The organism is Enterobacter sp. CPE_E863 (genome assembly GCF_046521465.1).
GTDB classification, from domain to species: Bacteria; Pseudomonadota; Gammaproteobacteria; order Enterobacterales; family Enterobacteriaceae; genus Enterobacter; species Enterobacter adelaidei.
Genome location: NZ_JBKFZX010000001.1, coordinates 2,317,652 through 2,342,536 on the forward strand (window position 1 = coordinate 2,317,652; position 24,885 = coordinate 2,342,536).

General features: G+C 52.5%; 23 protein-coding genes and 2 pseudogenes. 15 read left to right on the forward strand and 10 right to left on the reverse strand.

Annotated features, from left to right (window positions below):
• Positions 1 to 22 precede the first annotated feature (22 nt).
• Complete coding sequence (locus ACLHV8_RS11405; protein WP_208594867.1) at positions 23 to 1,177, reverse strand: methyl-accepting chemotaxis protein; 1,155 nt, start codon at positions 1,175 to 1,177, stop codon at positions 23 to 25.
• Positions 1,178 to 1,633: 456 nt separating this feature from the next.
• On the opposite strand from ACLHV8_RS11405, the gene ACLHV8_RS11410 reads away from it, so the two are divergent.
• From ACLHV8_RS11410 to ACLHV8_RS11425, 4 genes are all read left to right on the forward strand, one after another.
• Positions 1,634 to 3,763 (forward strand): putative bifunctional diguanylate cyclase/phosphodiesterase, encoded by a 2,130-nt coding sequence (locus ACLHV8_RS11410; RefSeq protein WP_028018837.1) that lies wholly within the window; start codon positions 1,634 to 1,636, stop codon positions 3,761 to 3,763.
• Between the two features lie 92 nt (positions 3,764 to 3,855).
• Complete coding sequence (locus ACLHV8_RS11415; RefSeq protein WP_128347597.1) at positions 3,856 to 5,088, forward strand: sensor domain-containing diguanylate cyclase; 1,233 nt, start codon at positions 3,856 to 3,858, stop codon at positions 5,086 to 5,088.
• A 74-nt stretch (positions 5,089 to 5,162) separates the two neighbouring features.
• The gene (locus ACLHV8_RS11420; protein ID WP_049006936.1) at positions 5,163 to 5,303 is read left to right on the forward strand and encodes an Ecr family regulatory small membrane protein; all 141 of its coding nucleotides are present in this window, start codon (positions 5,163 to 5,165) and stop codon (positions 5,301 to 5,303) included.
• Between the two features lie 218 nt (positions 5,304 to 5,521).
• On the forward strand, positions 5,522 to 6,085 hold the full coding sequence (locus tag ACLHV8_RS11425; RefSeq protein ID WP_028018835.1) for a DJ-1/PfpI family protein: 564 nt from the start codon (positions 5,522 to 5,524) through the stop codon (positions 6,083 to 6,085).
• A gap of 59 nt (positions 6,086 to 6,144) precedes the next feature.
• Here the strand turns inward: ACLHV8_RS11425 and ACLHV8_RS11430 are convergent, their stop codons facing one another.
• Positions 6,145 to 7,761 (reverse strand): ABC transporter substrate-binding protein, encoded by a 1,617-nt coding sequence (locus ACLHV8_RS11430; protein ID WP_208594863.1) that lies wholly within the window; start codon positions 7,759 to 7,761, stop codon positions 6,145 to 6,147.
• A 185-nt stretch (positions 7,762 to 7,946) separates the two neighbouring features.
• Here ACLHV8_RS11430 and mpaA point away from each other — a divergent pair, with 185 nt between their 5' ends.
• A complete protein-coding gene (gene mpaA / locus ACLHV8_RS11435) occupies positions 7,947 to 8,660 on the forward strand; it encodes a murein tripeptide amidase MpaA (RefSeq protein WP_028018833.1) in 714 nt (237 codons plus the stop codon).
• Here mpaA and ycjG read toward each other — a convergent pair.
• On the reverse strand, positions 8,651 to 9,616 hold the full coding sequence (ycjG, locus tag ACLHV8_RS11440; RefSeq protein ID WP_208594865.1) for an L-Ala-D/L-Glu epimerase: 966 nt from the start codon (positions 9,614 to 9,616) through the stop codon (positions 8,651 to 8,653). The two genes, mpaA and ycjG, sit on opposite strands and share 10 nt — an antisense overlap.
• Before the next feature lie 107 nt (positions 9,617 to 9,723).
• On the opposite strand from ycjG, the gene tpx reads away from it, so the two are divergent.
• From tpx to ACLHV8_RS11460, 4 genes and pseudogenes are all read left to right on the forward strand, one after another.
• Positions 9,724 to 10,230 (forward strand): thiol peroxidase, encoded by a 507-nt coding sequence (tpx, locus tag ACLHV8_RS11445; RefSeq protein WP_049006931.1) that lies wholly within the window; start codon positions 9,724 to 9,726, stop codon positions 10,228 to 10,230.
• A 275-nt stretch (positions 10,231 to 10,505) separates the two neighbouring features.
• Positions 10,506 to 11,597 (forward strand): annotated as a pseudogene (locus tag ACLHV8_RS11450) (aldose 1-epimerase family protein); the annotation flags it as partial.
• Between the two features lie 56 nt (positions 11,598 to 11,653).
• A protein-coding gene (locus ACLHV8_RS11455) for an IS1 family transposase (protein ID WP_174491968.1) occupies positions 11,654 to 12,350 on the forward strand; the annotation gives its coding sequence in 2 pieces (ribosomal slippage) (positions 11,654 to 11,907 and positions 11,906 to 12,350; 699 coding nt in all).
• A 7-nt stretch (positions 12,351 to 12,357) separates the two neighbouring features.
• A pseudogene (locus ACLHV8_RS11460) lies at positions 12,358 to 12,489 on the forward strand (DUF4432 domain-containing protein); the annotation flags it as partial.
• A 37-nt stretch (positions 12,490 to 12,526) separates the two neighbouring features.
• Here the strand turns inward: ACLHV8_RS11460 and tyrR are convergent.
• The 7 genes from tyrR to pspA all read right to left on the reverse strand — a co-directional run bounded on the left by tyrR (position 12,527) and on the right by pspA (position 18,280).
• Positions 12,527 to 14,068, reverse strand: coding sequence for a transcriptional regulator TyrR (gene tyrR, locus ACLHV8_RS11465; RefSeq protein WP_208595292.1), 1,542 nt, complete (start codon positions 14,066 to 14,068; stop codon positions 12,527 to 12,529).
• A gap of 112 nt (positions 14,069 to 14,180) precedes the next feature.
• Positions 14,181 to 15,233, reverse strand: coding sequence for a YcjF family protein (locus ACLHV8_RS11470; protein WP_028018828.1), 1,053 nt, complete (start codon positions 15,231 to 15,233; stop codon positions 14,181 to 14,183).
• On the reverse strand, positions 15,230 to 16,627 hold the full coding sequence (locus ACLHV8_RS11475; protein ID WP_028018827.1) for a YcjX family protein: 1,398 nt from the start codon (positions 16,625 to 16,627) through the stop codon (positions 15,230 to 15,232). Before ACLHV8_RS11475 ends, ACLHV8_RS11470 begins: the two co-directional genes overlap by 4 nt.
• A 115-nt stretch (positions 16,628 to 16,742) precedes the next feature.
• Positions 16,743 to 16,961 (reverse strand): phage shock protein PspD, encoded by a 219-nt coding sequence (gene pspD / locus ACLHV8_RS11480; RefSeq protein ID WP_028018826.1) that lies wholly within the window; start codon positions 16,959 to 16,961, stop codon positions 16,743 to 16,745.
• 12 nt (positions 16,962 to 16,973) lie between these two features.
• A complete protein-coding gene (pspC, locus tag ACLHV8_RS11485; protein WP_208595291.1) occupies positions 16,974 to 17,333 on the reverse strand; it encodes an envelope stress response membrane protein PspC in 360 nt (119 codons plus the stop codon).
• The gene (gene pspB, locus ACLHV8_RS11490) at positions 17,333 to 17,557 is read right to left on the reverse strand and encodes an envelope stress response membrane protein PspB (protein WP_028018824.1); all 225 of its coding nucleotides are present in this window, start codon (positions 17,555 to 17,557) and stop codon (positions 17,333 to 17,335) included. The genes pspC and pspB overlap by 1 nt, the downstream gene beginning before the upstream one ends.
• 54 nt (positions 17,558 to 17,611) lie before the next feature.
• Entirely contained in the window at positions 17,612 to 18,280 is a 669-nt protein-coding gene (gene pspA, locus ACLHV8_RS11495; RefSeq protein WP_028018823.1) for a phage shock protein PspA, read from the reverse strand.
• Positions 18,281 to 18,446: 166 nt separating this feature from the next.
• On the opposite strand from pspA, the gene pspF reads away from it, so the two are divergent.
• The 6 genes from pspF (at position 18,447) to sapF (ending at position 24,792) form a co-directional block, all read left to right on the forward strand.
• A complete protein-coding gene (gene pspF, locus ACLHV8_RS11500; protein WP_128347594.1) occupies positions 18,447 to 19,424 on the forward strand; it encodes a phage shock protein operon transcriptional activator in 978 nt (325 codons plus the stop codon).
• Between the two features lie 88 nt (positions 19,425 to 19,512).
• The gene (gene sapA, locus ACLHV8_RS11505) at positions 19,513 to 21,153 is read left to right on the forward strand and encodes an ABC transporter substrate-binding protein SapA (protein ID WP_028018821.1); all 1,641 of its coding nucleotides are present in this window, start codon (positions 19,513 to 19,515) and stop codon (positions 21,151 to 21,153) included.
• Positions 21,150 to 22,115 carry a putrescine export ABC transporter permease SapB gene (sapB, locus tag ACLHV8_RS11510; protein ID WP_028018820.1) on the forward strand — a complete coding sequence of 322 codons (966 nt, stop codon included), beginning with the start codon at positions 21,150 to 21,152 and terminating at the stop codon, positions 22,113 to 22,115. The genes sapA and sapB overlap by 4 nt, the downstream gene beginning before the upstream one ends.
• Complete coding sequence (gene sapC / locus ACLHV8_RS11515; RefSeq protein ID WP_114977056.1) at positions 22,102 to 22,992, forward strand: putrescine export ABC transporter permease SapC; 891 nt, start codon at positions 22,102 to 22,104, stop codon at positions 22,990 to 22,992. The genes sapB and sapC overlap by 14 nt, the downstream gene beginning before the upstream one ends.
• Positions 22,992 to 23,984, forward strand: a complete 993-nt coding sequence (sapD, locus tag ACLHV8_RS11520) for a putrescine export ABC transporter ATP-binding protein SapD (protein ID WP_028018818.1) — start codon at positions 22,992 to 22,994, stop codon at positions 23,982 to 23,984. Before sapC ends, sapD begins: the two co-directional genes overlap by 1 nt.
• A 1-nt stretch (position 23,985) precedes the next feature.
• Entirely contained in the window at positions 23,986 to 24,792 is an 807-nt protein-coding gene (gene sapF / locus ACLHV8_RS11525) for a putrescine export ABC transporter ATP-binding protein SapF (RefSeq protein WP_028018817.1), read from the forward strand.
• Positions 24,793 to 24,885: the final 93 nt, after the last annotated feature.

A 24,885-nucleotide genomic window follows, 5' to 3' on the forward strand; every position in this document is an offset into this window, starting at 1 on the left:
CGTACCAGGCTTTTTTGTTCCGTTACAGGGAGTGACCGGGTCGCGGGTGGAACGACAAATTGCCCGCATGTGATGAGAACGTGATGTCTGCCTCATCGTTATTATTAAGCCGGAAGTTACGTGTGCGCGTCTGCAGTTCGATCACCTGATTACGCAACACATCAGATGAACCATTGAGTTCCTCAGCCATCGCCACATTGCTTTGCGTGACCCGTTCAAGCTCGGACAACGCCAGAGTGATCTGAGAAATGCCTTTCTCCTGCTCTGATGTGGACGTGGAAATCTCGTCCATCAACCGGCTAACTTTTCCCGACCCCGCCACGATCTCATGCATATTCTTTTCTGCCTGAGACACAACAGTGACACCCTGAGTGACGTTAGTGCTGGTGACTTCAATCAGCGCTTTGATATTTTTCGCGGCCTCCGCGCTGCGGTGTGCGAGGTTTCTTACCTCTTCCGCAACCACAGAGAAACCTTTTCCATGATCTCCCGCCCTCGCCGCCTCGACGGCCGCATTAAGCGCCAGAATATTCGTCTGGAACGCAATACCATCGATGAGCGAGATGATTTCTGTCATCTGCTGTGCGCATTCGGTAATGGATTGCATATTAGTCGCGACCTGCCCCATCAGCTCTCCTCCCTTGCGAGCCTGTAACGTCGCCACATTCGCCTGTTCGCTCGCCAGCCGGGTGTTATCGGCATTGTTTTTAGTGCTCGCGGCCATCTGTTCCATGCTGGCCGCAGTTTGCACCAGAGATGCAGACTGTTGCTCCGTTTTCACCGAGAGCTGCGCACTTCGGGAAGAGAGTTGATCCGATAACGTCATGGCGGTTTGCGACGATGCCCTGATCTCCCGGACAAGCGTGGCAATGTTGCTGGAGAGGCTATTAATCCCCGGGATTAATCTGCCTGCACAGTTATTACCAAACTCAGGAATAGACACGCCAAGATTGCCTGCGGTCACGTCTTCAATACTTTTTTTCACAGTATTGATCGGTGTCACAAGATACTTTGTCATGTAGCCCCAAAGTAAAAATAGCGCAACGAAATTTAATAAATTAAGTGAAACGAAAAGTGAGACATTGCTGGAAAATAGAACAACGACACCTGCATTAACCAAAAAAAGACAAAAAAGAAACCAGACAATGAAGGTTCTGACACTAATATTTCTTAGCATGATTATACCCACGTTTTATATTTTGGTCGGCATTTAGACTTATAGCATCGGCTCTGAACTTTGTCCTCACAAACACCGTCGGTTTTTTGTTTTACCGATAGCTGCCTGAGATTTAGCTTAAGTCAGATAAAAAGAGTGTATTAGTAAAAATGTTCTGCGTGGCATGCTGCGATACTGGTCTCCTGCCACGTTAAGCGATACCATCCCCTGCGGTGAGAGGTTGTTTTTAGCCTCATATTTAAGGAGCTTTGCTATAGTTATTCCTGTTTGTTTAGCAATGCTACATAGATTAATAAATGGAATATATTTTATATTCCTTACTATTTTTAGAGTTTTAATATGACTGGCCATTTTTCACGATAAATAACTAATATTGTTTAATGCGCATGTTCGTTGCCAGATAGAGATGTGCCCGGCAGGCGAAATCGGTAACCCTCTCAGGAGTGGGATTGCATAATGCTCAATATATCGTGGGACCCTGTACTCATCGCCATCTCTTATCTGGTGGCTTTTATCGCCTCCTTTGTCGCTCTGGACAGCGCCGGGAAAATCCCCCTTTCCAGCCGCAAGGCGGCAATGTTCTGGCGCATTGCCGGAGGCGTCACGCTGGGCATCGGGATTTGGTCAATGCACTTCATCGGCATGCTGTCGATGCAAATGCCAATGATGATGAGCTACGACCTTTGGTTAACACTTGCGTCTCTGGGTGCGGCAGTTGTTGCGTCGTCCGTGGCCATTAATATTGCCGTCACCGGCAAAAAACTTTCTCCCTTTCGACTGTTCTTCGCCACGGTGATCCTGAGTGCGGGCGTGGTGTCTATGCACTACATCGGTATGGCCGCATTGATGCTGGACGGCAGCATCGTCTGGGATCGGCGTATTGTGGGTTTATCTGTGCTGATTGCCGTTGTTGCTTCCGGCGTTGCCCTGTGGCTGGCTTTCCGGCTGCGCGATATTCACAAAGGGGTTTTTGTCAGTCGCATTCTTGCAGCCTTTATTATGGGCGCCGCCATCTGTGCGATGCACTATACCGGTATGAGTGCCGCGCATTTTCATGAAATGTCACATACCCTCCCCGGTGGGATCAGCGAGCTGGGATTGTCTATCTGGGTTTCGGTCACTACGCTCACCCTGCTCGGCGTAATGCTTATTATCTCGCTTGTAGATTCTCACTGGCGCACCAATCGCCTGACGGAAAATCTTCGACAACTCAACCGCCAGTTAGAGCTACAGGCTCGCTTTGATGCACTCACTGGACTCGCCAACCGCCACCAGATGGATATTCGCATGCAGGATTGTCTGCGCAGCGCGTTGCTCAGCAACAAGCAATTTGCCGTGATTTTCCTGAATGTCGATCACTTCAAACGCGTCAACGATACCTGGGGTCACAATGTCGGTGATGAGTTGTTAATCACGCTTGCACAACGCATCACGGCCCGACTCACGCGTGAGATGACCCTGGCCAGACTAGGAGGGGATGCCTTTATCTTACTGGTTCCAGAATGCGACGACGACAAACTCAATGCTCTGCTCGCTACGTTACTCGGGGATATGCGTCGTCCTCTTTCAATCTGTGGACACACGTTAAGTACAACCGTCAGCGCGGGGGTTAGCCTCTACCCACAGGATGGAGAAACGTTGCATGAACTTAAACTGAAGGCGGATGCGGCTTTACATCACGTTAAAGAGGATGGCCGTAATGGCTGGGCTATTTACCGGACTGAAATGTCGACGGCGGTTCCGGCTAAACCTGGCTTTTTGCAGGAACTCACCCAGGCACTTGAACGCGATCAGTTTGAACTTTGGTACCAACCAACCTGGCATGCCGAAGAGAAAACGATTCACGGTTTTGAAGCGCTTCTCCGCTGGCGCCATCCTGAGCAAGGGGTGTTGCTGCCTAATCTGTTCTTACCCTCGCTGGAACAAACAGGTTTAATTATTCCGGTTGGCAACTGGGCAATTGAAGCAGCATGCCGACAGCTTCATTTCTGGACTGAACAAGGTTTTAGCCAGTGGACGTTGTCATTCAACTTATCCCCTGTTCAGTTCGAACAGCCAGACATCTTCTATATCGTATCGTCGATGCTGGAAAAATATAACCTGTCTCCTTCCCGGCTGATCCTTGAGGTGACTGAGAGTACCGCGCTTAAAAATCTCGACCGCAGTATCGAGTTACTCAATGCGTTTACTCAAGCGGGGATCACCGTCTCGATTGATGATTTCGGGACTGGCTATTCAAACCTGCTGATGTTGAGCGTTCTTCCGGCAAAAGAGCTCAAAATTGATAAAAGTTTTGTGATGTCGATGCTGGAAAATGAAAAAAGCCGCAAGCTGGTGGAAACCATTATCAACATTGCGCGGACCATGGAGATGAATGTGGTTGCAGAAGGGATCGAAACAGAAGAGCAGCAAGCGGTACTGACCAGCCTCGGCTGCGATTATCTGCAGGGGTTCCTTTTTTCCCGTCCTTTACCTGCCGAACAGGTGCCGTGGCTGCTGTTGCAGAAGAACTCAGACAAACAAATTATACCAATTGGTAAAATTCATTCAGAACACGTATTTATTTCACAAAAAAATCATGCCTGACGAGTTTAAGTAGAGTATGTTTCAAAAGAGTACACACGAGTCAATCCGATCATGATTGTCAGGCACAATGTGCCGATGAACAGGAAATGCCTATGTCGCAAAATGGTTTTGATGCGCTGAATGTAATTAAAACACCCGTGTGGCTTATTTCAGCTGTTTCGGAACAGATCATTTTTGCAAATGTGGCCGCAGCTCAGGTAATGGGTGACAAAACACTGAATGATTTACGCAAAGGAATTTATTCCGCGAGTGCGCAAACTGTGCTGTCGATGTACGTTTCTGAACTCAAAACGGAGCAGGAGATCGTCGAAATCTGGACCATTAAGCGGGATGGACAAGATGCTCCACTGAGCTGTCGACTCTCGCTGGCCCACTACGCACCCTATGGTGATGTGATTGTTTTCGAAGGGATCTCTTCGCAAATCGTCTCCGGGCTGAAAGCCAGCCGTTCTGCAACCTACCGGCGCAAAAAACAGGGGTTTTACGCACGCTTTTTCCTGACCAACAGCGCACCGATGCTGTTAATCGATCCTGCCCGCGATGGCCAAATCGTCGATGCAAACCTGGCTGCACTCAATTTTTATGGTTATTCACATGATGAAATGTGCAGTAAACATACCTGGGAAATAAATACTCTTGGAAGAGATGTTATACCCATTATGACCGAAATTGCCGCACTGCCCGGTGGTCATAAACCTCTCAACTTTGTTCACCGTCTTGCCGATGGTTCCACTCGTCATGTTCAGACGTATGCCGGGCCTCTTGAGATTTACGGTGACAAGCTCATGCTGTGCATCATCCACGATATCACCGAGCAAAAAAGGCTGGAGCAAGAGCTGGAACACGCTGCCTCGCGTGACGCCATGACGGGTCTGCTCAATCGTCGGCAGTTTTACACCCTTATCGATCAAACCAGCCAGAATCATCTTCCCGCGCAACAGCAATTTAGCCTGCTGCTAGTGGATACCGATCATTTTAAAAACATTAACGATCTCTTTGGTCATCTGAAAGGTGATGAAGTACTTATCGCCCTCTCCCGAACGCTGGAAGCCTGTGGCCGGAAAGATGATCTGGTGTTCCGCTGGGGTGGTGAAGAGTTCGTCATCCTGCTGCCGCGTACATCCCTCGAAACCGCTTTGCTGATTGCCGAATCGATCCGCTCTGCTGTTTCCCGCATCACTATCCCGGGCTTACCTCGGTTTACCGTCAGCATTGGCGTGGCGCGACATACCCCGGGTGAGAGTATTGATGACCTGTTTAAGCGTGTGGACGATGCGCTTTATCGCGCCAAAAATGATGGACGCAACAAGGTCCTTGCAGCGTGAAACTGGAGTATCCAGGAAAGCCCCGTTACAATGCCCGCCTCGTATAAACCGAATAGCGGTGGGTAACGTCTTCAATGAGTAAAACAGAAATAATACTCACCTTAATTATTCTGAGCCTTATTATATTTGGTTTCTGGTTTATTTTTAGCGGTGAAATCTGGTACCTGGTAGAATTTCTGGAAAACAGCCTCTACCCCACTTTCGATACGCCATAACACACGTTTAATTTATTGTTTCACCTACCGAATTTGTTAGCTACCTGAATCCCTTAACGCCACGTAAAATACGCGGCGTTATCATCCAGTAACGTTGATAACGAATCACTAAATCATTTGCTTATGTTGCCCGTTCTCTGACGGGCTTTTTTTATTTCCGGCATTTCAGCCATACCAGGCTATATCTTAATCATCTTTATTCGCAGAGGTGAGGAATGATGAGCAAGAAGATCCTGATGCTGGTTGGCGATTACGCCGAAGATTACGAAACGATGGTGCCCTTTCAGGCTTTACAGATGATTGGTCACCAGGTTGATGCTGTCTGCCCCGATAAATCAAAGGGCGATTATGTCATGACGGCGATCCATGATTTTGACGGTGCCCAGACCTATAGCGAGAAACCCGGTCACCGTTTTACGCTCAATGCCGACTTTTCCGCAGTAAAAGAGCAGGACTACGACGCACTGCTTATCCCCGGCGGGAGAGCCCCCGAATATCTGCGGTTAAATGATGACGTGCTGAAGCTGGTACAGGCATTCGACGCCGCGCGTAAACCGATTGCCGCCGTGTGCCACGGCCCGCAATTGCTCGCTGCCGCTGGCATTCTGAAAGGACGTACCTGTAGCGCCTACCCGGCCTGTGCCCCTGAAGTCCGTCTCAGCGGCGGACACTACGCGAATATTGGCATCGATCAGGCACATGTGGACGGCAATCTGGTTACTGCTCCCGCCTGGCCTGCACATCCCCAGTGGCTGGCAAAATTTAATGCATTGTTAGAATAGTGCGGTAAGTAAAAACTGGCGCAGCTTAGCGCCAGTTTCGCTTAGCTGATGGCTATACGTCAGTGCTTCTCAATATACATCGTACGGCTGTATGCCACGTCTTCCGGGTTATTGATGGGATACCCTTTCACCCAGGGCTTAATCAGGCGACCATTGGTGTACTGGTAGATAGGTGCGATAGGCGCTTTTTCCATGAGGATTTTCTCCGCCATGTTGTAGTCTGCGTTACGCGCTTTCGCCGTCGTTTCCAGCGTCGCCTGGTGAACAATTTTATCGTAAGCCGGATCGTTAAAACGCGAAATATTACCGGTATGAGTTGACGTCAGCAGCGACAGGAACGTCGAGGGTTCGTTGTAATCACCGACCCATGAGGCGCGGATTACGTCAAAATTGCCGGTGTTGCGGCTATCAATGTAGGTTTTCCACTCCTGGTTTTGCAGTTTGACATCCACACCAAGATTTTTCTTCCACATGGACGCCACCGCAATGGCGATTTTCTGGTGGTTTTCGGATGTGTTATACAGCAGATTCAATTTCAGCGGGCGCTGAGGACCGTAACCCGCAGCCTGCAGCAAGGTTTTTGCCTGAGCATTCAGCTCCTGCTGTGACATCTGCTCAAACGGTGAAGACTCTGGGGTAAAGCCCGCCGTCACGTCTGGGGTAAAATGCCATGCTGGCTTCTCACCGGTCCCTAATACCTTTTCCGCCATAATGCGGCGATCGATGGTCATACTCAGCGCCAGACGAACGCGGGCATCCGCTGTCGGACCTTTTTGCGTGTTAAACGCGTAATAATAGGTACCCAGTTGAGGCGGGGTATAAACTTGCCCCGGAATATCCTTCAGGAGTTTCTGATACATGTTTTTCGGGAACGATTCGGTAATATCAATATCTCCCGCCAGATAGCGTTTGGTGGCAGACGACTCCTGATTGATTGGAATGAACGTCACTTTTTGCAGGACAGTTTTTGCATTGTCCCAGTAATGCGTATTTGGAACGACAACCAGTTTTTCATTCACCACGCGGTCGTTAAGAACGTATGCTCCATTTCCAACCAGAGCTCCTGGACGCGTCCATTCCTTACCACTTTCAACGTTGGCTTTTTGCACCGGATAGAACGCAAAGCTTGCCGTCAGGTTGCTAAACCACGGCAGCGGTTTGTCCAGCTGGACGCGTAACGTTCTGGCATCCACCGCCGTCACGCCCAGGGTGTCTGGTGCCGCTTTACCGTCAATAATGGCCTGGGCGTTGTTGATACCCGCCAGCGCTGCAAACCAGGCAAACGGAGAGGTGGTTTTCGGGTCGACCAGACGCTGCCAGCTGTAGACAAAATCCTTCGCGGTGACCGGGGAACCGTCAGACCACCTGGCGTTATCACGCAGGGTGAACGTCCAGATACGGTTATCGTTACTCTGCCAGCGCGTCGCTACCCCGGGAGTTAATTCCCCTTTCTCATTCTGATTAACCAGTCCTTCGAAGAGATCGCGAATCACCTGAATCTCTGGCAACCCCACCGCTTTTGCCGGATCGAGCGAGGCAGGCTCATCTTTAATATGTCTGACCAGCTCCTGTTGTTGCGCCAGTACCGTGCCCTGTGGCACATCAGCAGCGTACGAGAGTGTTGAGAGTCCGCACAGACATAGTGCAGCACAAAGACGCGAGACAGGATGCTTCATACGATCCCCTTTAATGAATTCAGATAACAAGCAGATGCGTAATTATTTGTTTCGAAAAAGAGAAATGCAAATACCTTCGCCCGGAAAAGTGATTTGCGGCAATTCTCAACCGATAAGGAAACTATTTGATTAACAGCGAATTTTGCACAACACTGCCTGTAGAGACTTCTTTATCAGGATTTCGTATGGCAATCACCCGACCAAGAGCGGAACGAGGCGCCTTTCCGCCGGGCGCTGAGCAATATGGCCGCTCATTTTTAGGCGCATCGCTGATCTGGTTCCCTGCCCCCGATGCCGATCGCAATAGCGGTCTGGTCATTGCCGGCACGCATGGCGATGAAAATTCCTCTATCGTCACGCTCTCATGTGCACTGAGAACACTGACGCCCAAACTACGGCGTCATCACGTCATTCTGGCGGTGAATCCGGATGGCTGTCAGCTTGGATTACGCGCGAATGCGAGAGGAGTCGACTTAAACCGTAATTTCCCGGCAGCAAACTGGCATGCCGGGGAAACGGTTTATCGCTGGAACAGCGCCGCCGAAGAGCGGGATGTGGTCCTGCTGACGGGAGACACCCCGGGTTCGGAGCCTGAAACACAAGCGTTGTGCCAGCTTATCCATAAGATCCACCCCGCCTGGATTGTCTCCTTCCACGATCCGCTGGCCTGTATTGAAGATCCACGTCACACCGAACTGGGCGCATGGCTGGCAGAGGCTTTCGCCCTGCCGCTGGTTACCAGCGTTGGCTATGAAACGCCCGGCTCATTCGGAAGCTGGTGCGCCGATTTGAGCTTACCGTGTATCACCGCTGAATTCCCGGCAATCTCATCCGATGAAGCCAGCGAAAAATACTTAAAAGCGATGGTGGAACTTCTGCGCTGGCAGCCTCAAAGATGAAGCACGCCGCTGGTAAAATTAAGCGCCGGTGAAACGTCAACCGCCAGCCATGTCGGGCCATCCAGGTCAGCAAAACTGGCCTGATTGACCAGCGGGAGTGCCGCATTGATCGCCCGGGATGTACAAAGCATGCATCCCAGCATCACGGAAAAACCCTCCGACCGGGCCTGAGCCGCCAGGGCCAGCGCTTCCGTTAGCCCACCGGTTTTGTCGAGCTTAATGTTGATCATCTCATAGCTGCCCTGTAGCCCGCTCAGACTCTCGCGGGTATGACAGCTTTCATCCGCGCACACAGGCAACGGATGGATAAAATTCTTCAGCGCCGCATCATCCTTTGCGGGTAGAGGTTGTTCCAGCATCGCCACGCCCAGGTCAGCCAGCAGCTGACATCGCGCGGCAAGCCCTTCGGGATGCCATGATTCGTTGGCGTCAACAATCAGTGTGGCCGACGGCACTGCCGCGCGAATGGCAACCATTCTTTCGCTAATCAGACGATCGTCGAGCTTCACCTTTAACAGGGTGGCCCCTGCATCAAAAAGCGCTTTTGCGCTGGCAGCCATCTGTTCCGGCTCACCAATAACAACGGTTTGCGCCGTAACGACCGATTGCGGCAAGGCCACCCCCAGCAACGATGTCAGGGGTTTTTGCTGTTTAGCGGCTTCAAGATTCCAGAACGCGCAATCAATAGCGTTACGTGCCGCTCCTGCAGGTAAACGCTGCTGTAATGCTTCGTGCGAGAGCCCTTTTTGCAGATCGGGTACCAGGGTCATGATAGCCGCCATCACTGACGCAGCACTTTCTCCATAGCGTGGGTATGGCGTGCATTCTCCCGTACCTTTAAACCCCTCTTCTTCAATTTCAACCACCACCACACCGGCCTCACTTCGGCTGCCGCGGGAGATGACAAATGGGCTATGCAATGGCCAGGCTTCTTCATAGACTTTAACGCTTCTCATCACTGACTCCTTGCGGCCCGGAAAGGCGAAAAATTTGGTTTGCCGTGTTATCCGCTGATGGCATACACTAGCCCCGACGTTAACTATATGTAAACAGGAAGATATCTATGTCACAACTCGTTCATTTCCAGGGCAACCCGGTTGCTGTTGCAGGTTCCATTCCGCAGGCTGGCAGCAAAGCTCAGGCTTTTACTCTGGTGGCTAAAGATCTGTCTGACGTCACACTGGCTCAGTTTGCGGGTAAACGCAAAGTGCTGAACATTTTCCCAAGCATTGATACCGGTGTTTGTGCTGCATCCGTACGTAAGTTCAACCAGCTGGCGACTGAAATGGACAACACGGTTGTGCTGTGCATTTCCGCTGACCTGCCGTTTGCCCAGTCTCGTTTCTGCGGTGCCGAAGGCCTGAGCAACGTTATCACCCTCTCCACTCTGCGCAGCCAGGATTTCCTGGAAAAATACGGCGTCAGCATCGCGGAAGGCCCGCTGAAAGGCCTGGCAGCACGCGCTGTACTGGTTATTGATGAAAATGACAATGTCGTATTTAGCGAACTGGTTAACGAAATCACCACCGAACCAGATTACACTGCTGCGCTGGACGTGCTGAAAGCATAATAATTGCTTAGCAATCTATACAGTACTTTCTAAACCTCGCGATGGCGGGGTTTTTTATTTCCTCAAAGCTGAATCGTTCAAGCTATTATTGCCATAATTCACATTAATTGTGCAAAACCATTCGCAATATTTAACAATATAGCGATCTATATCCCATAACCATTCCCCAAAATTCATATTTTCATGCCTGGTGAAGCACATCACATTTCCATTTTTGTTAAACCTTTAGATTTTCTTACGAAATCAAATAATCGTTTCAGCAAAAAGGAATGAAAATGAAAATCAAACTGGCGTTTACGATACTCGCAGTACTGATCTCTGGCCAAGTTGCGGCTAAAACCTGGGTGCTGACAAGTGCTGAAAGCAGTGTGGAGAAAGGGAACTGGAAGATTTCCAGCGGTGAGCTGAACGTTAAAGATCAAACGTTCAGCATTGAGCAAAAAGTCTTACACGGGGGTAAACAGGAAGGCAGTAAAGTCATCATCATCAGCAGTAAAAATGGACTGACAATTGCGTTAAGCCCGACTCGTGGCATGGATCTCCTGCATGTCGAAGGGTTTGGTACCAAACTCGGGTGGAATTCCCCAGTTAAAGAGGTCGTGAACCCGGCCTATATTAATCTGGAAAGTCGAAACGGACTCGGCTGGCTGGAAGGTTTCAATGAGATGATGGTGCGATGTGGCTATGAGTGGACAGGCCATCCGGTCACCGCTGATGGACAAATCTATACCCTTCACGGTAAGGCGGGTAATACGCCTGCCTCGCAGGTGGAAGTGGAAGTTGCTGATGCTGCCCCACATGAGATTCGCATTCGCGGTTTAATCAAAGAGAGTACGTTCAAGAAAGCCGATCTGCAGACCATGACCGAACTGCGTTACGTTCCTGGAAGCAACCAGTTCAGCCTGCATGATGTTCTGACTAACCATGCTGATTACCCTCATGATTATCAAATCATCTATCACAGTAACTTTGGAACACCGATCCTCGAAGAAGGCGCGCGATTCCTTGCCCCGGCGGTAAGCGTGAGCCCATTCAATGATTACGCCAAAGCCGGTGTTAACGACTGGCAGACTTACGCAGGGCCAACAAAAGGCTTTGATGAGATGGTCTTTAATATCAAACCGCTCGCGGATAATAACCACGAAACGCTTGCAGCGGTGATCAATAAAGCCGGTGATAAAGGTGCGTCAATTCAGTTTGATACTCGCCAGTTGCCCGTGCTGACTCTCTGGAAAAACACCGACACGCTGAAACAGGGTTATGTTACAGGCATTGAGCCAGGTACCAGCTACGCGTACCCCGTCACCATCGAACGCGAGCAGAAACGCGTTAAGCAGCTGCAACCAGGAGCCAGCACGCAGTTTGATTGGTAATGGTGCCAACTTACTGATTTAGTGTATGATGGTGTTTTTGAGGTGCTCCAGTGGCTTCTGTTTCTATCAGCTGTCCCTCCTGTTCAGCTACTGAAGGCGTGGTGCGTAACGGTAAAAGTACTGCCGGACATCAGCGCTATCTCTGCTCTCACTGCCGTAAAACATGGCAGCTACAGTTCACTTACACCGCTTCTCAACCCGGTACGCATCAGAAAATCATTGATATGGCCATGAATGGCGTCGGATGTCGCGCCAGTGCACGCATTATGGGCGTTGGCCTCAACACGATTTTACGACACTTAAAAACTCAGGCCGCAGTCGGTAAACTCACGCATACAACCGGGCAGTGACGTCATTGTTTGCGCGGAAATGGACGAACAGTGGGGTTACGTCGGCGCTAAATCACGCCAGCGCTGGTTGTTTTACGCGTATGACAGGATACGGAGGACGGTTGTGGCGCACGTATTCGGTGAACGCACGTTGGCCACGCTGGAGCGTCTTCTGGGCCTGCTGTCGGCCTTTGAGGTCGTGGTATGGATGACGGATGGCTGGCCGCTGTATGAATCACGCCTGAAGGGAGAACTGCACGTTATCAGCAAGCGATATACGCAGCGCATTGAGCGGCATAACCTGAATCTGAGGCAGCATCTGGCAAGGCTGGGCAGGAAGTCACTGTCGTTCTCAAAATCGGTGGAGCTGCATGACAAAGTCATCGGGCATTATCTGAACATAAAACACTATCAGTAAGTTGGAGTCATTACCGTTTGATTTGACCTATACCCTGCTTCACAACCCGCAACAGGTGAAAGATGTGGAAAACAGAATTGCGTCGATTCAGGGAGACACCAAAACAGAAATCGTAACCACGCCTCTTGCGAAGGAATAAGCGAAAAGAAAAAAAGCCTCTATACAGAGGCTTTTTGTTATTCGTCGCCCTTCTTATGATTTAAACCATACTCACGCAGCTTATTCGCTATCGCGGTATGCGAGACACCAAGACGCTTTGCCAGCTTGCGGGTGCTTGGATAGCTGCGATAAAGCTGTGTCAGCACTGAACGCTCGAAACGGCTGGTGATCTCATCCAGTGAACCTTCCATCGCCTCTTCACCGACAGATACTGACCCGGCGTCGTAATCTGGCAACAAGATATCCTGCGGACGTAATTCATATCCTTCCAGCTGCGTCAGAGCCCGATAAACGGCGTTTTTGAGCTGACGAATATTGCCCGGCCAGCCATAGCGCATTAATACCGTGCCGAGATCGGCAGACAGCTTAGGACGTGGAACCCCCTGCTCGTCGGCAAAGCGAGCCGCGAACAGTTCCGTTAATGGCATGATATCCTGCGGGCAATCGCGCAGCGGTGGAATGTTGAGTGTCAGGACGTTGAGGCGATAATAGAGATCCTCGCGGAAGATCCCCTTTTGCACCAGTTCCACCAGGTTTTTCTGGGTGGCGCAAATGACGCGCACGTCCACATGCACTTCGTGATCCTCACCCACGCGGCGGAACGTACCATCGTTCAGGAAACGCAGCAGCTTAGCCTGCATACGTGGCGACATTTCGCCGATCTCGTCCAGCAGCACCGAACCACCGTTCGCCTGCTCGAAGAACCCTTTCTTGCCTTCCGGAGCATGACCAAACAGCTCGCTTTCGACGGCATCTTCCGGGATAGAGGCGCAGTTAAGCGCCAGATACGGTTTTGCAGCACGCGGGCTCGCCAGGTGTACGGCGTGAGCGAGCAGGTCTTTCCCGGTGCCGGTATCGCCGGTAATCAGCAGCGGCGCAGTCAAACTCGCGAGCTTACGGGCCTGGTCAATCACATGACGCATTTTCGGGCTGACGGCAATAATCTGGCTGAATGCCCCTACATCCTGACTGGAGAGGTTTTGCAACTGACGTCCCATACGTAACGTTGATCGCAGCATGATCACCGCACCAGTTAACACGCGGGTATTGCTTTCCCCTTTCAGATAGACCGGCGTGATCTCCATCAGGAAATTCTGTCCGTTGATAACAACGTGCTCACTATGTGTGTTCTGGGGGTTGCTGTCCAGCCAGCGCTGGAAGTTAAAACCGGGAATCAACTGCGCGGCGTTGTGGTTGCTGAGTTTGTCCTGGCTCTGCGCAAAAAGCTGGCAGCTGGCGTGGTTAACGCGTTCTACTTTGCTTTTCAAATCCAGAGAGAGGAAAGGCTCTGGCATCGCTTCCAGCAGCGCGCTCAGCGCCAGATGCTCACGCTCAGAGGGCATCCACGGGATAGTCCGTACATCCGTAACGCCAGCGATACGGCGGATTTCGGCCATCAGGCTACTGAAGGTATTAAATTCAATTTCGGCAAAATTGAGGTAAATCTTCCCGACAGGGTCGATCTCAATGCCACGTAAATCAATGCTACGTAAAACAAGAAGATCGAGTAATTCGCGGGTCAGACCGAGACGGTCTTCACAGAAGACTTCAAGACGCATGGGAAATTCACCGTTTTAAGCCAATAACAGTAAAATGATATGTCAGAACACGGTGATCCGGAAGATGGCTGTCAACAAATATTGACAGCCAGCACGATTAGTGAACAAAACCTCACGGGGCAGGTTTTTTATTGAGCGTTTCTTTGAGCTGACCGATCAACTCGCGCCTGAAATCCCCCAGCCGCGGCTTGTCGTCATCAATCCAGGGAAGCGGACGACAGACTTCCATCGCTTTAATGCCTAAACGCGCCGTCAATAAACCCGCCCCAATACCCTGAGCAGCACGGGCTGAGAGCCGTGCCGCCAGATCCTGCGACATCCAGTCCATTCCCACTTCGCGCACCAGCTCACTCGCACCGGCAAAGGCGATATTGAGCAAAACCAGTTTAAACAGTCTGAGCCGGCTGTAATAACCCAACTCGATGCCGTAAAGATTCGCGATACGGTTAATCAGGCGTAAGTTACGCCAGGCGATAAATGCCATATCGACCAGCGCCAGCGGGCTGACGGCAATCATCAACGTGGATTCCGCCGCAGAGCGGCTAATCTCGCGCCGCGCCTGGGCGTCCAGCACCGGCTGGACCATATGAGAATAGAGCGTGACCACTTCGCGGTCATTCTGGGTTTCATGGATGGCGGCATACCAGCGCTGAAGTGCCGGATGCGATTGATCAATTCCAGCCTGACTGGCGAGCTTTTCACAAAATGCGCGACCTTTTCCGGTAGCGTGACTGTGAAGCAGATCCCGCGCTTCATCGCGCTCATGCGCGCGCTGCCGCAGACGCCAGAGGCGACGCCACTCCGTTACAACCGACCCAATACCCGCCCCCACAATCAGGGCACCCGCAGCACACCCGCCGAGCGCAACCCAGTCCTGGGTTTGCCAGGCATTCATCGTCCATTGTACGCCCTGCCCAACCACACTTACTCCAAACAGCGCCAGACCGGCGGTGACCATCTTACGCCACAGGCTGCGTTTCGGGCGTAAAGCAGCCTCAACGACAGCTTCCGCCTGGCCTTCCTCTACATCAGGCTCCTCCGTCAGCGCCGGGGCAAAGTTTTCAGCCTGCGCACCACTGAACGTTTGTGCCGTTTTAAACGCTTCCTGATTCTTTTGCTCAAGCGTTCCGGTAAAGTCTATGCGTGGTTTTAACGGTTCCGTCATCGCAATTTATCTCCAATCAAAAACTCCAGTGCCGCATCCAGACGAATGTGCGGTAACGGTTGATCGACGCTCATGGCCTGGGGTCGGAAGGCTTCAAACTGGAAGCCCTGGCTCTGCCAGAACGCCTGGCCTGGAAGCCGCGCGGGCACTTCACCCGGATAAACGGTAAGTGGCTCGCCGTCGCTGAGACGGTTCCCGCGCAATGCCGGTATTTTTTCGCCGTTAAGGTCTATCAGCCCACTTTGCGTCGCCTGCACGGACGCCAGCCCAAGGCAATCCATGCTGATCCCTTCGAAAGCGGCATTTTGCCAGGCATCCTGGACCAGTTGTTGCAGCAGCGACACCATATTGGCGTGTTGATCGACCGTAACATGATCGGCTTTGGTGGCCGCAAACAGCAGCTTGTCGATCACCGGCGAGAACAGGCGGCGAAATAACGTCCGCTGACCATAGTGAAAACTCTGCATCAGCTGTGTCAGCGCGAGGCGCATATCGTTGAAAGCCTGTGGCCCGCTGTTAAGCGGCTGAAGACAATCCACCAGCACTATCTGACGATCAAAACGTAAAAAGTGGTTTTTGTAGAAACCTTTGACCACCTTTTCACAGTAGTAATTGTAACGCTCGCGCAGCATCCCGGCATTCGTGTGCTTGTCGGCCTGAGCCAGTTTTGACTCTCCGGTGCCATCCACGTCCGGCCACGGGAAGAACTGCAGTGCGGGCGCTCCGGCTAAATCGCCCGGCAGGACAAAACGCCCCGGCTGGATAAAATGCAGGCCTTCCTGTTTGCACTGATGCAGATACGCCGTCCAGGCTTCCGCGATAGCCGCCAGACGGTTTTCATCAGCAGGCGCGAGCGGATCTAAGCCTTCGCACAATTGCCGCCATTTTGCTGACCACTCCGCGCGGTGACCCTGTAACAAACTCGTCATCTGACGGGACCAGCTAAGATAATCCTGCGCCAGCATGGGTAAATCGAGCAGCCATTCGCCAGGATAATCGACGATTTCAAGATACAGTGTTGAGGTATCTTTGAAGTGGCGCATCAGGGATTCATTGGAACGAAAGCGTAACGCAAGACGAATTTCACTTACCCCTCGGGTTGGCGTCGGCCACGTGGGTGGGTCGCCATAAAGCTGTGCCAGCCCTTCATCATACGTAAATCGTGGAATGCCAAAATCGCGCTGAGGTACGCGCTTAACGCCCAGCAGACGCTCTTCCCGCACGGCGCTAAGCAAAGGCAAGCGTGCCCCGGCGTGCAGGTTAAGAAGCTGATTCACCATCGCGGTGATAAATGCCGTCTTACCACTGCGGCTCAAACCTGTCACCGCCAGACGCAAATGACGGTCAACACCGCGGTTCACCAGTGAATTGAATTCGTTCTTAAGTCGCTTCATCGCCGTCCTTTTTGCCTGAAGGAGTATCTCTTTTTAAAAATATGACATGGGGGCTACATGAAAGGAATAAAACCGTACAGTGAAACGGCACGCTGATACGCATGCCATACCACTATTATTTAAATTTTCCTGCGAGACGTCCGGCCAGTTTCTGCAGCAGTGGCTCCAGCGCCACGGCCAGCAACAATCTGACGGGCTTACGGGCAACAGATTTGATTGCCCACCCCGCCACACCCGCCGGGCCGTAACGTAACGCCGTCAGCAGGACCAGTTTACCTGCGATTTTCAGGCCGGGTTTGACCTTCTGACCGGCCTGTTGCCAGTTTTGCTTCATGTAGGCTCTCTCTTAAAGCTGACGAAAACGACTGCGCAGCGTAAAGGTATCCGAGGTGACATAGCGCTCCATTTCCCGCAACCGCTTTTCACCTGCGGCCAGTTGATCGTCCACTGCATTCAGGAGATCGCTGCTGGTTGGCGCACCTTCCGCAGCCAGTTCACCTTCCGGCATCGGTTCGAGTACAAATGACAGAATGATGTACGCCACCAGGGTGATAAACGCGAGGCCGAAGAAAATAGACAAAACCGTGACGACACGGACCAGTTTCACTGGAACATCAAGATAATGGGCCAGCCCGGCGCAGACGCCGCGCACCATACCCTGCTGCGGAATTCGCCACAGTTTTTTGTTCAGATTCAGTCCAGACATTAACGATCCCTCCAGTTTGGATGCTCGGCATCCAGGATATCTTCCAGTGCCTGAATGCGTTCGCGCATTTTATTCGCCTGTTCCGATAGCTGTACCAGACGCTGTTGTTCATTCTGGGAAAGCTCGCCCCGTGAAGAACGATTGCTGTAGTGCAGCCATAACCAAATCGGCAAAACGAACAGCACGAAAATAGTCAGAGGTATGGCCAGAAAAAGCGCGCTCATGTGTACTCCTTGTCTTACGATGCATGGCGGCACGCTCAGGTGCCGCATAAATTATTATTGGTTATCTTGCTTCATTTTGGCTTTCAGTGCCGCCAGCTGCTCGCTGATTTCATCGTCGGCTTTCAGGTCAGCGAACTGTTGATCCAACGACTTCTGCTTACCGATGCTATGGCTTTCGGCTTCCGCTTCCATTTGATCGATACGACGTTCAAACGATTCAAAACGCGCCATCGCTTCATCCAGTTTACCGCTGTCCAGCTGACGGCGAACGTCTCGTGAAGAGCTTGCCGCCTGGTGGCGCAGAGCCAGTGCCTGTTGACGCGCACGGGTTTCGCTCAGTTTGTTTTCAAGCTCACCAATCTCTTTCTTCATGCGGTTGAGGGTGTCATCAACCAGCGTCACTTCATGCTCAAGCGCTGCAATCATGTCCGCCAGCTTCTGTTTTTCAATCAACGCTGCACGGGCCAGATCTTCTTTATCTTTACGCAGCGCGAGCTCGGCTTTTTCCTGCCATTCGTTCAGCTGAGCGGTAGCCTGTTCAATACGACGCGTTAACTGTTTCTTCTCAGCCAGCGCACGGGCGGAGGTAGAACGCACTTCAACCAGCGTGTCTTCCATCTCCTGAATCATCAGACGTACCAGCTTCTGCGGATCTTCCGCTTTCTCAAGCAGTGAGTTGATGTTGGCGTTCACGATGTCGGCAAAACGAGAAAAAATACCCATAATCTAGTCCTCATAGTTCTGTTATCGGGCAATGCCCTGCTGAACAGATAATACAAATACCATGCCAGTTTTTTATCTTATTGATTTTACTTGATCTGATTGATTTTAACGCAACGGATAACTATGCTTACCTGGTGAATATCGCTAAGGAGTGGTTAATTTCATCATGCCTGGATACAAAGACAATCTACTCGGTGAAGCAAACAGTTTTCTGGAAGTGCTGGAACAGGTCTCTCGCCTCGCGCCGCTGAATAAACCGGTGCTCATCATTGGTGAGCGCGGTACGGGTAAGGAACTGATCGCCAACCGCCTGCATTATCTATCCGGGCGCTGGGATGGCCCCTTCATTTCCCTCAACTGTGCGGCGCTGAATGAAAACCTGCTCGACACCGAGCTTTTCGGCCATGAAGCGGGCGCGTTTACCGGCGCTCAAAAACGCCATCCGGGGCGTTTTGAACGCGCCGATGGCGGCACACTCTTTCTTGATGAACTGGCCACCGCCCCCATGCTGGTGCAGGAAAAACTGCTGCGCGTGATTGAGTACGGCGAGCTGGAACGCGTAGGCGGCAGCCAGCCGCTGCAGGTCAATGTGCGCCTGGTGTGCGCCACTAACGCCAACCTGCCGGAAATGGTGGCGGAGGAAAAATTCCGTGCCGATCTGCTTGATCGCCTGGCTTTTGACGTCGTTCAGCTTCCACCGCTGCGCGAGCGCAAAAGCGACATCATGCTGCTGGCAGAGCAGTTTGCTATTCAGATGTGCCGGGAGCTCGGCCTGCCGCTGTTTCCAGGTTTCAGCGAATCTGCTCAGGAAACACTCCTTGCTTACCGCTGGCCGGGCAATATTCGTGAGCTGAAGAACGTCGTGGAGCGCTCGGTTTATCGCCACGGCAGCAGTGAGACGGAGCTGGATAACATCATTATCGATCCTTTCCAGCGCACCATGCAGCCGGCTTCCGCACCGTCGTTAGCGAGCGAGTCCCCCACTCTTCCTCTTGATTTGCGTCAGTTTCAGCATCATCAGGAGCAGCAGTTGCTTGAGCAAAGTCTGAAGACGGCGAAATATAACCAGAAACGCGCGGCTGAACTCCTGGGTCTGACCTACCATCAATTAAGGGCATTGCTCAAAAAGCATCAAATGCGCTGACAATATCAGCACTTACCCGCAGACATTTTTACGAAGCAGGCGTAAGTGCGATACACTTTGCAGATCGAACCTAAAAACCTTAAAAATTATGCGTCTGGTTTTATCGTCCTTTTTTGCACTCGGTCTCTTCAGCAGCCTGGCCTTTGCTGCGCCCGAGCACGTTGCGCAGCCTGATATTCGTGACAGCGGCTTCGTCTATTGCGTAAGCGGTCAGGTGGATACTTTCAACCCGCAAAAGGCGGGCAGCGGCCTGATTGTCGATACGCTTGCCGCACAACTTTACGATCGTCTGCTGGATGTCGATCCTTACACTTATCGTCTGGTGCCTGAGCTTGCGGAAAGCTGGGAAGTGCTTGATAACGGCGCCACCTACCGTTTTCATCTGCGTGATGATGTCGCCTTTCAAAAAACGCCGTGGTTTACCCCAACGCGCAAGCTGAATGCGGATGATGTGGTCTTTACCTTCCAGCGAATCTTTAACCGCAACCACCCGTGGCATAATGTAAACGGCAGCAACTTCCCCTATTTCGACAGCCTGCAGTTTGCCGACACGGTTAAAAGCGTGCGCAAGCTGGATAACCGAACCGTTGAATTTACGCTGACGCGCCCGGATGCCTCCTTCCTCTGGCACCTGGCAACCCATTATGCGTCAGTCATGTCTGCTGAATACGCGGCGAATCTGACTAAATCGGACCATCAGGAGCTGCTCGATCGTCAACCTGTCGGCACCGGTCCGTTCCAGCTCGCCGAATACCGCGCGGGTCAATATATTCGCCTGCAACGTCACGAGCATTTCTGGCGCGGCACACCGCTGATGCCGCAGGTCGTGGTCGATCTCGGTTCTGGCGGGACGGGACGACTGTCAAAACTGCTGACCGGGGAGTGCGACGTGCTCGCCTGGCCTGCTGCCAGCCAACTCACCATTTTGCGCGACGATCCGCGCCTGCGCCTGACGTTGCGCCCGGGTATGAATATTGCCTATCTGGCGTTTAATACCGACAAACCACCGTTAAATAATCCTGCCGTCCGCCATGCCCTTGCGCTGGCGATCAACAATCAGCGCCTGATGCAGTCGATCTACTACGGCACGGCGGAAACCGCCGCCTCAATTTTACCGCGCGCCTCATGGGCCTATGACGGTGAAGCTAAAATTACGGAGTACAATCCGGCAAAAGCGCGTGAACAACTGAAAGCGCTGGGCGCGGAAAACCTGACCCTGCAACTTTGGGTGCCCACCAGCTCCCAGGCATGGAACCCAAGTCCACTGAAAACCGCCGAACTGCTGCAGGCCGATATGGCGCAGGTGGGCGTGAAAGTGATCATCGTACCGGTTGAGGGTCGTTTCCAGGAGGCACGCCTGATGGACATGAACCATGATTTAACCCTGACCGGCTGGGCGACCGACAGTAACGATCCGGACAGCTTCTTCCGGCCGCTTCTGAGCTGTGCGGCGATCAACTCGCAGACCAACTATGCCCACTGGTGTAACCGGGAGTTTGACGCTGTGCTGCAAAAAGCACTGGCTTCCCAGCAGCTGGCCTCACGTATCGACGCCTATGACGAAGCACAGAAGATCCTTGCCCAGGAGTTGCCCGTACTGCCGCTGGCCTCTTCCCTGCGCCTTCAGGCCTATCGTTATGATATTAAAGGTCTGGTGTTGAGCCCGTTTGGCAACGCCTCGTTCGCCGGAGTGTCGCGCGAAAAAGAACAAGAGGTGAAAAAACCATGATTATTTTTACCTTACGTCGGCTTCTTCTGTTGCTGGTGACGCTCTTTTTCCTGAATTTCGTCGGCTTCAGCCTGAGCTATTTCACGCCGCATGCCCCACTTCAGGGGTCATCGCTGTGGGATGCCTGGATCTTCTGGTTTAACGGTCTACTGCACTGGGATTTTGGCGTCTCCAGCATTAACGGGCAGTTGATCTCCGATCAGCTAAAAGAGGTTTTTCCGGCCACGATGGAGTTGTGCATTCTGGCCTTCGGCTTTGCTTTGATGGTCGGCATTCCCGTGGGCATGCTGGCCGGAATTTATCGCAACAAATGGCAGGATAAGTTTATCAGCGCTCTCGCCCTGCTCGGCTTCTCGATCCCTGTCTTCTGGCTGGCGCTGCTGCTGACGCTTTTCTTCTCACTGACCATGGGCTGGCTCCCGGTCTCCGGTCGTTTTGACCTGCTCTATACCGTTAAATCGGTGACCGGTTTTGCAATCATAGACGCATGGCTCTCTGATTCGGTGTGGCGTCATGAGATGATCGTCAGCGCGCTGCGCCATATGGTATTGCCGGTGCTAACGCTGGCGGTTGCCCCAACGACCGAAGTGATCCGTCTGATGCGTCTGAGCACCATCGAGGTGTTTGATCAAAACTATGTCAAAGCCGCCGCCACGCGTGGATTATCACGTCTGACCATTTTGCGCCGTCATGTGCTACACAATGCGCTGCCGCCGGTGATCCCACGTCTGGGGCTACAGTTCTCCACCATGTTAACGCTGGCAATGATCACCGAGATGGTCTTTAGCTGGCCGGGGCTCGGACGCTGGCTGATAAACGCCATCCGCCAGCAGGACTATGCGGCTATTTCCGCAGGTGTCATGGTGATTGGCTCGCTGGTGATTATTGTTAACGTGATCTCCGATATTTTGGGTGCGATGGCTAACCCATTGAAGCATAAGGAATGGTATGCCTTACGATAACGTATACAGTGAAAAGCGCACGCCCGGTGTGCTGCGTACCGTGTGGCGTAAATTCTATGGTGACACCACGGCAATGATCGGCCTGTATGGCTGTGCCGGTCTGGTCTTGCTTTGCGTCTTTGGCTCGTGGTTTGCGCCGTATGGCATTGACCAACAGTTCCTTGGCTATCAGCTGCTGCCGCCTTCCTGGTCACGCTACGGTGAGGTCTCTTTCTTCCTGGGTACTGACGACCTGGGTCGTGACGTCTTGAGCCGCCTGTTGAGCGGTGCTGCGCCAACGGTGGGGGGTGCATTTGTGGTGACCCTTGCGGCAACGATCTGTGGTCTGGCGCTCGGCATTTTTGCAGGTTCCACCCATGGCCTGCGTTCGGCGGTGTTGAACCACATTCTGGACACGCTGCTCTCAATTCCGTCTCTGCTGCTGGCAATCATTGTCGTCGCGTTTGCGGGTCCGCATCTGTCGCATGCCATGTTCGCCGTCTGGCTGGCAATTTTACCCCGCATCGTTCGCTCGGTTTACAGCATGGTGCATGATGAGCTGGAAAAAGAGTATGTCGTCGCTGCCCGTCTGGACGGGGCAACAACGTTCAATATTCTGTGGTTCGCCGTTCTGCCGAACATCGCTTCCGGGCTGGTCACCGAGATCACCCGCGCCCTGTCGATGGCGATTCTGGACATCGCGGCGCTCGGTTTCCTCGACCTCGGCGCACAGCTGCCGTCACCTGAATGGGGTGCAATGCTCGGCGATGCCCTGGAGCTCATCTACGTGGCGCCGTGGGTGGTTATGTTGCCAGGTGCGGCCATCATGGTGAGCGTGCTGCTTATCAACCTGCTGGGCGACGGTATTCGCCGTGCAATTAACGCGGGGGTGCAATAATGCCGCTTCTTGATATTCGCAACCTCACTATCGAGTTCAAAACCGGTGAAGGCTGGGTTAAAGCAGTCGATCGCATCAGTATCACGCTCGCTGAGGGTGAAATTCGCGGGCTGGTGGGAGAATCCGGTTCGGGCAAGAGCCTGATCGCTAAAGCCATCTGCGGTGTGGCAAAAGATAACTGGCGCGTGACCGCTGACCGTATGCGGTTCGATGATATTGACCTGCTGCGCCTCTCCCACCGCGAGCGTCGTAAGCTGGTGGGCCATAACGTCTCAATGATTTTCCAGGAGCCACAATCCTGTCTCGACCCGTCCGAGCGCGTGGGCAAACAGCTGATGCAGAACATACCAGGCTGGACCTATAAAGGCCGCTGGTGGCAGCGCATTGGCTGGCGGAAACGTCGTGCCATTGAGCTGCTGCACCGCGTCGGGATCAAAGATCATAAAGATGCCATGCGCAGCTTCCCGTATGAGCTGACCGACGGCGAGTGTCAGAAAGTGATGATTGCCATCGCGCTGGCTAATCAACCGCGTTTGCTGATTGCCGACGAGCCGACAAACGCGATGGAACCGACCACGCAGGCGCAAATTTTCCGCCTGCTGTCGCGTCTCAACCAGAATAACAACACCACCATTTTGCTGATCAGCCATGACCTGCAGATGCTTAGCAAATGGGCCGACAAAATTGATGTCATGTACTGCGGGCAAACGGTCGAAACAGCGCCCAGTGAAGATTTAATCAACGCGCCGCATCATCCATACACGCAGGCGCTGATCCGTGCCATTCCGGATTTTGGCAGCGCCATGCCGCATAAGAGTCGCCTGAATACGTTGCCAGGAGCCATTCCACTGCTGGAGTCCTTGCCGATAGGCTGTCGTCTCGGCCCGCGCTGCCCGTATGCTCAGCGTAAATGTATCGAGACACCACGCCTGACCGGGGCCAAAAATCATCTTTACGCCTGTCATTTCCCACTGAACATGGAGAGAGAGTGAAATGGTCGAAACTTTGCTGGAAGTTCGCAACCTGAGTAAGACCTTTCGCTACCGTACGGGGCTGTTTCATCGTCAAACCGTCGACGCGGTGAAACCGCTGAGCTTTACGCTGCGTGAAAAACAGACCCTGGCGATCATCGGCGAGAACGGTTCCGGGAAATCCACCCTGGCGAAAATGCTCGCCGGCATGGTTGAACCGACGGCAGGCGAAGTGTTGATTGACGATCATCCCCTGGAATTCGGTGATTACTCTTTCCGTAGCCAGCGCATCCGTATGATTTTCCAGGATCCGTCAACCTCGCTCAATCCACGTCAGCGCATTTCGCAAATTCTGGATTTTCCGCTGCGTCTGAACACCGACCTGGAGCCTGAGGCGCGCCGTAAGCGTATCTTTGAAACCCTGCGTATGGTTGGGTTGTTGCCCGATCACGAAAGCTATTACCCGCATATGTTAGCCCCGGGTCAGAAACAGCGTCTGGGCCTGGCGCGCGCGTTGATTTTGCGCCCGAAAGTGATCATCGCCGACGAAGCGCTTGCCTCGCTGGATATGTCGATGCGTTCGCAGTTAATTAACCTGATGCTGGAATTGCAGGAAAAACAGGGTATCTCTTATATCTACGTCACCCAACATCTGGGGATGATGAAACACATCAGCGACCAGGTGATGGTCATGCACCAGGGCGAAGTTGTCGAGCGCGGCAGCACGGCGGATGTGATGGCCTCTCCGCTTCATGAGCTGACAAAACGGCTGATTGCCGGTCATTTCGGTGAAGCGTTGACGGCTGATGCGTGGAGAAAGGACCGCTAAGCGCGACGGTAAACACAAATCCCCCCTAAATTAAGGATTAAATAGCCTGCGTACGCTATTTAATCCTTTAATTTTTCGTCTCCACCCCTGCTC

Excerpts from the sequence above, each read along its gene's own strand:
- sapC (WP_114977056.1), top strand. The coding sequence starts at position 22,102 with ATGCCTTACGATAACGTATACAGTGAAAAGCGCACGCCCGGTGTGCTG.
- sapF (WP_028018817.1), top strand. The coding sequence starts at position 23,986 with ATGGTCGAAACTTTGCTGGAAGTTCGCAACCTGAGTAAGACCTTTCGC.
- ACLHV8_RS11430 (WP_208594863.1), bottom strand. The coding sequence starts at position 7,761 with ATGAAGCATCCTGTCTCGCGTCTTTGTGCTGCACTATGTCTGTGCGGA.
- mpaA (WP_028018833.1), top strand. The coding sequence starts at position 7,947 with ATGGCAATCACCCGACCAAGAGCGGAACGAGGCGCCTTTCCGCCGGGC.
- ACLHV8_RS11420 (WP_049006936.1), top strand. The coding sequence starts at position 5,163 with ATGAGTAAAACAGAAATAATACTCACCTTAATTATTCTGAGCCTTATT.
- tyrR (WP_208595292.1), bottom strand. The coding sequence starts at position 14,068 with ATGCGTCTTGAAGTCTTCTGTGAAGACCGTCTCGGTCTGACCCGCGAA.
- pspD (WP_028018826.1), bottom strand. The coding sequence starts at position 16,961 with ATGAAGCAAAACTGGCAACAGGCCGGTCAGAAGGTCAAACCCGGCCTG.
- ACLHV8_RS11425 (WP_028018835.1), top strand. The coding sequence starts at position 5,522 with ATGAGCAAGAAGATCCTGATGCTGGTTGGCGATTACGCCGAAGATTAC.
- ycjG (WP_208594865.1), bottom strand. The coding sequence starts at position 9,616 with ATGAGAAGCGTTAAAGTCTATGAAGAAGCCTGGCCATTGCATAGCCCA.
- ACLHV8_RS11405 (WP_208594867.1), bottom strand. The coding sequence starts at position 1,177 with ATGCTAAGAAATATTAGTGTCAGAACCTTCATTGTCTGGTTTCTTTTT.
- sapB (WP_028018820.1), top strand. The coding sequence starts at position 21,150 with ATGATTATTTTTACCTTACGTCGGCTTCTTCTGTTGCTGGTGACGCTC.
- sapA (WP_028018821.1), top strand. The coding sequence starts at position 19,513 with ATGCGTCTGGTTTTATCGTCCTTTTTTGCACTCGGTCTCTTCAGCAGC.
- pspB (WP_028018824.1), bottom strand. The coding sequence starts at position 17,557 with ATGAGCGCGCTTTTTCTGGCCATACCTCTGACTATTTTCGTGCTGTTC.
- ACLHV8_RS11475 (WP_028018827.1), bottom strand. The coding sequence starts at position 16,627 with ATGAAGCGACTTAAGAACGAATTCAATTCACTGGTGAACCGCGGTGTT.
- sapD (WP_028018818.1), top strand. The coding sequence starts at position 22,992 with ATGCCGCTTCTTGATATTCGCAACCTCACTATCGAGTTCAAAACCGGT.
- ACLHV8_RS11470 (WP_028018828.1), bottom strand. The coding sequence starts at position 15,233 with ATGACGGAACCGTTAAAACCACGCATAGACTTTACCGGAACGCTTGAG.
- tpx (WP_049006931.1), top strand. The coding sequence starts at position 9,724 with ATGTCACAACTCGTTCATTTCCAGGGCAACCCGGTTGCTGTTGCAGGT.
- pspA (WP_028018823.1), bottom strand. The coding sequence starts at position 18,280 with ATGGGTATTTTTTCTCGTTTTGCCGACATCGTGAACGCCAACATCAAC.
- ACLHV8_RS11415 (WP_128347597.1), top strand. The coding sequence starts at position 3,856 with ATGTCGCAAAATGGTTTTGATGCGCTGAATGTAATTAAAACACCCGTG.
- pspC (WP_208595291.1), bottom strand. The coding sequence starts at position 17,333 with ATGTCTGGACTGAATCTGAACAAAAAACTGTGGCGAATTCCGCAGCAG.
- pspF (WP_128347594.1), top strand. The coding sequence starts at position 18,447 with ATGCCTGGATACAAAGACAATCTACTCGGTGAAGCAAACAGTTTTCTG.
- ACLHV8_RS11410 (WP_028018837.1), top strand. The coding sequence starts at position 1,634 with ATGCTCAATATATCGTGGGACCCTGTACTCATCGCCATCTCTTATCTG.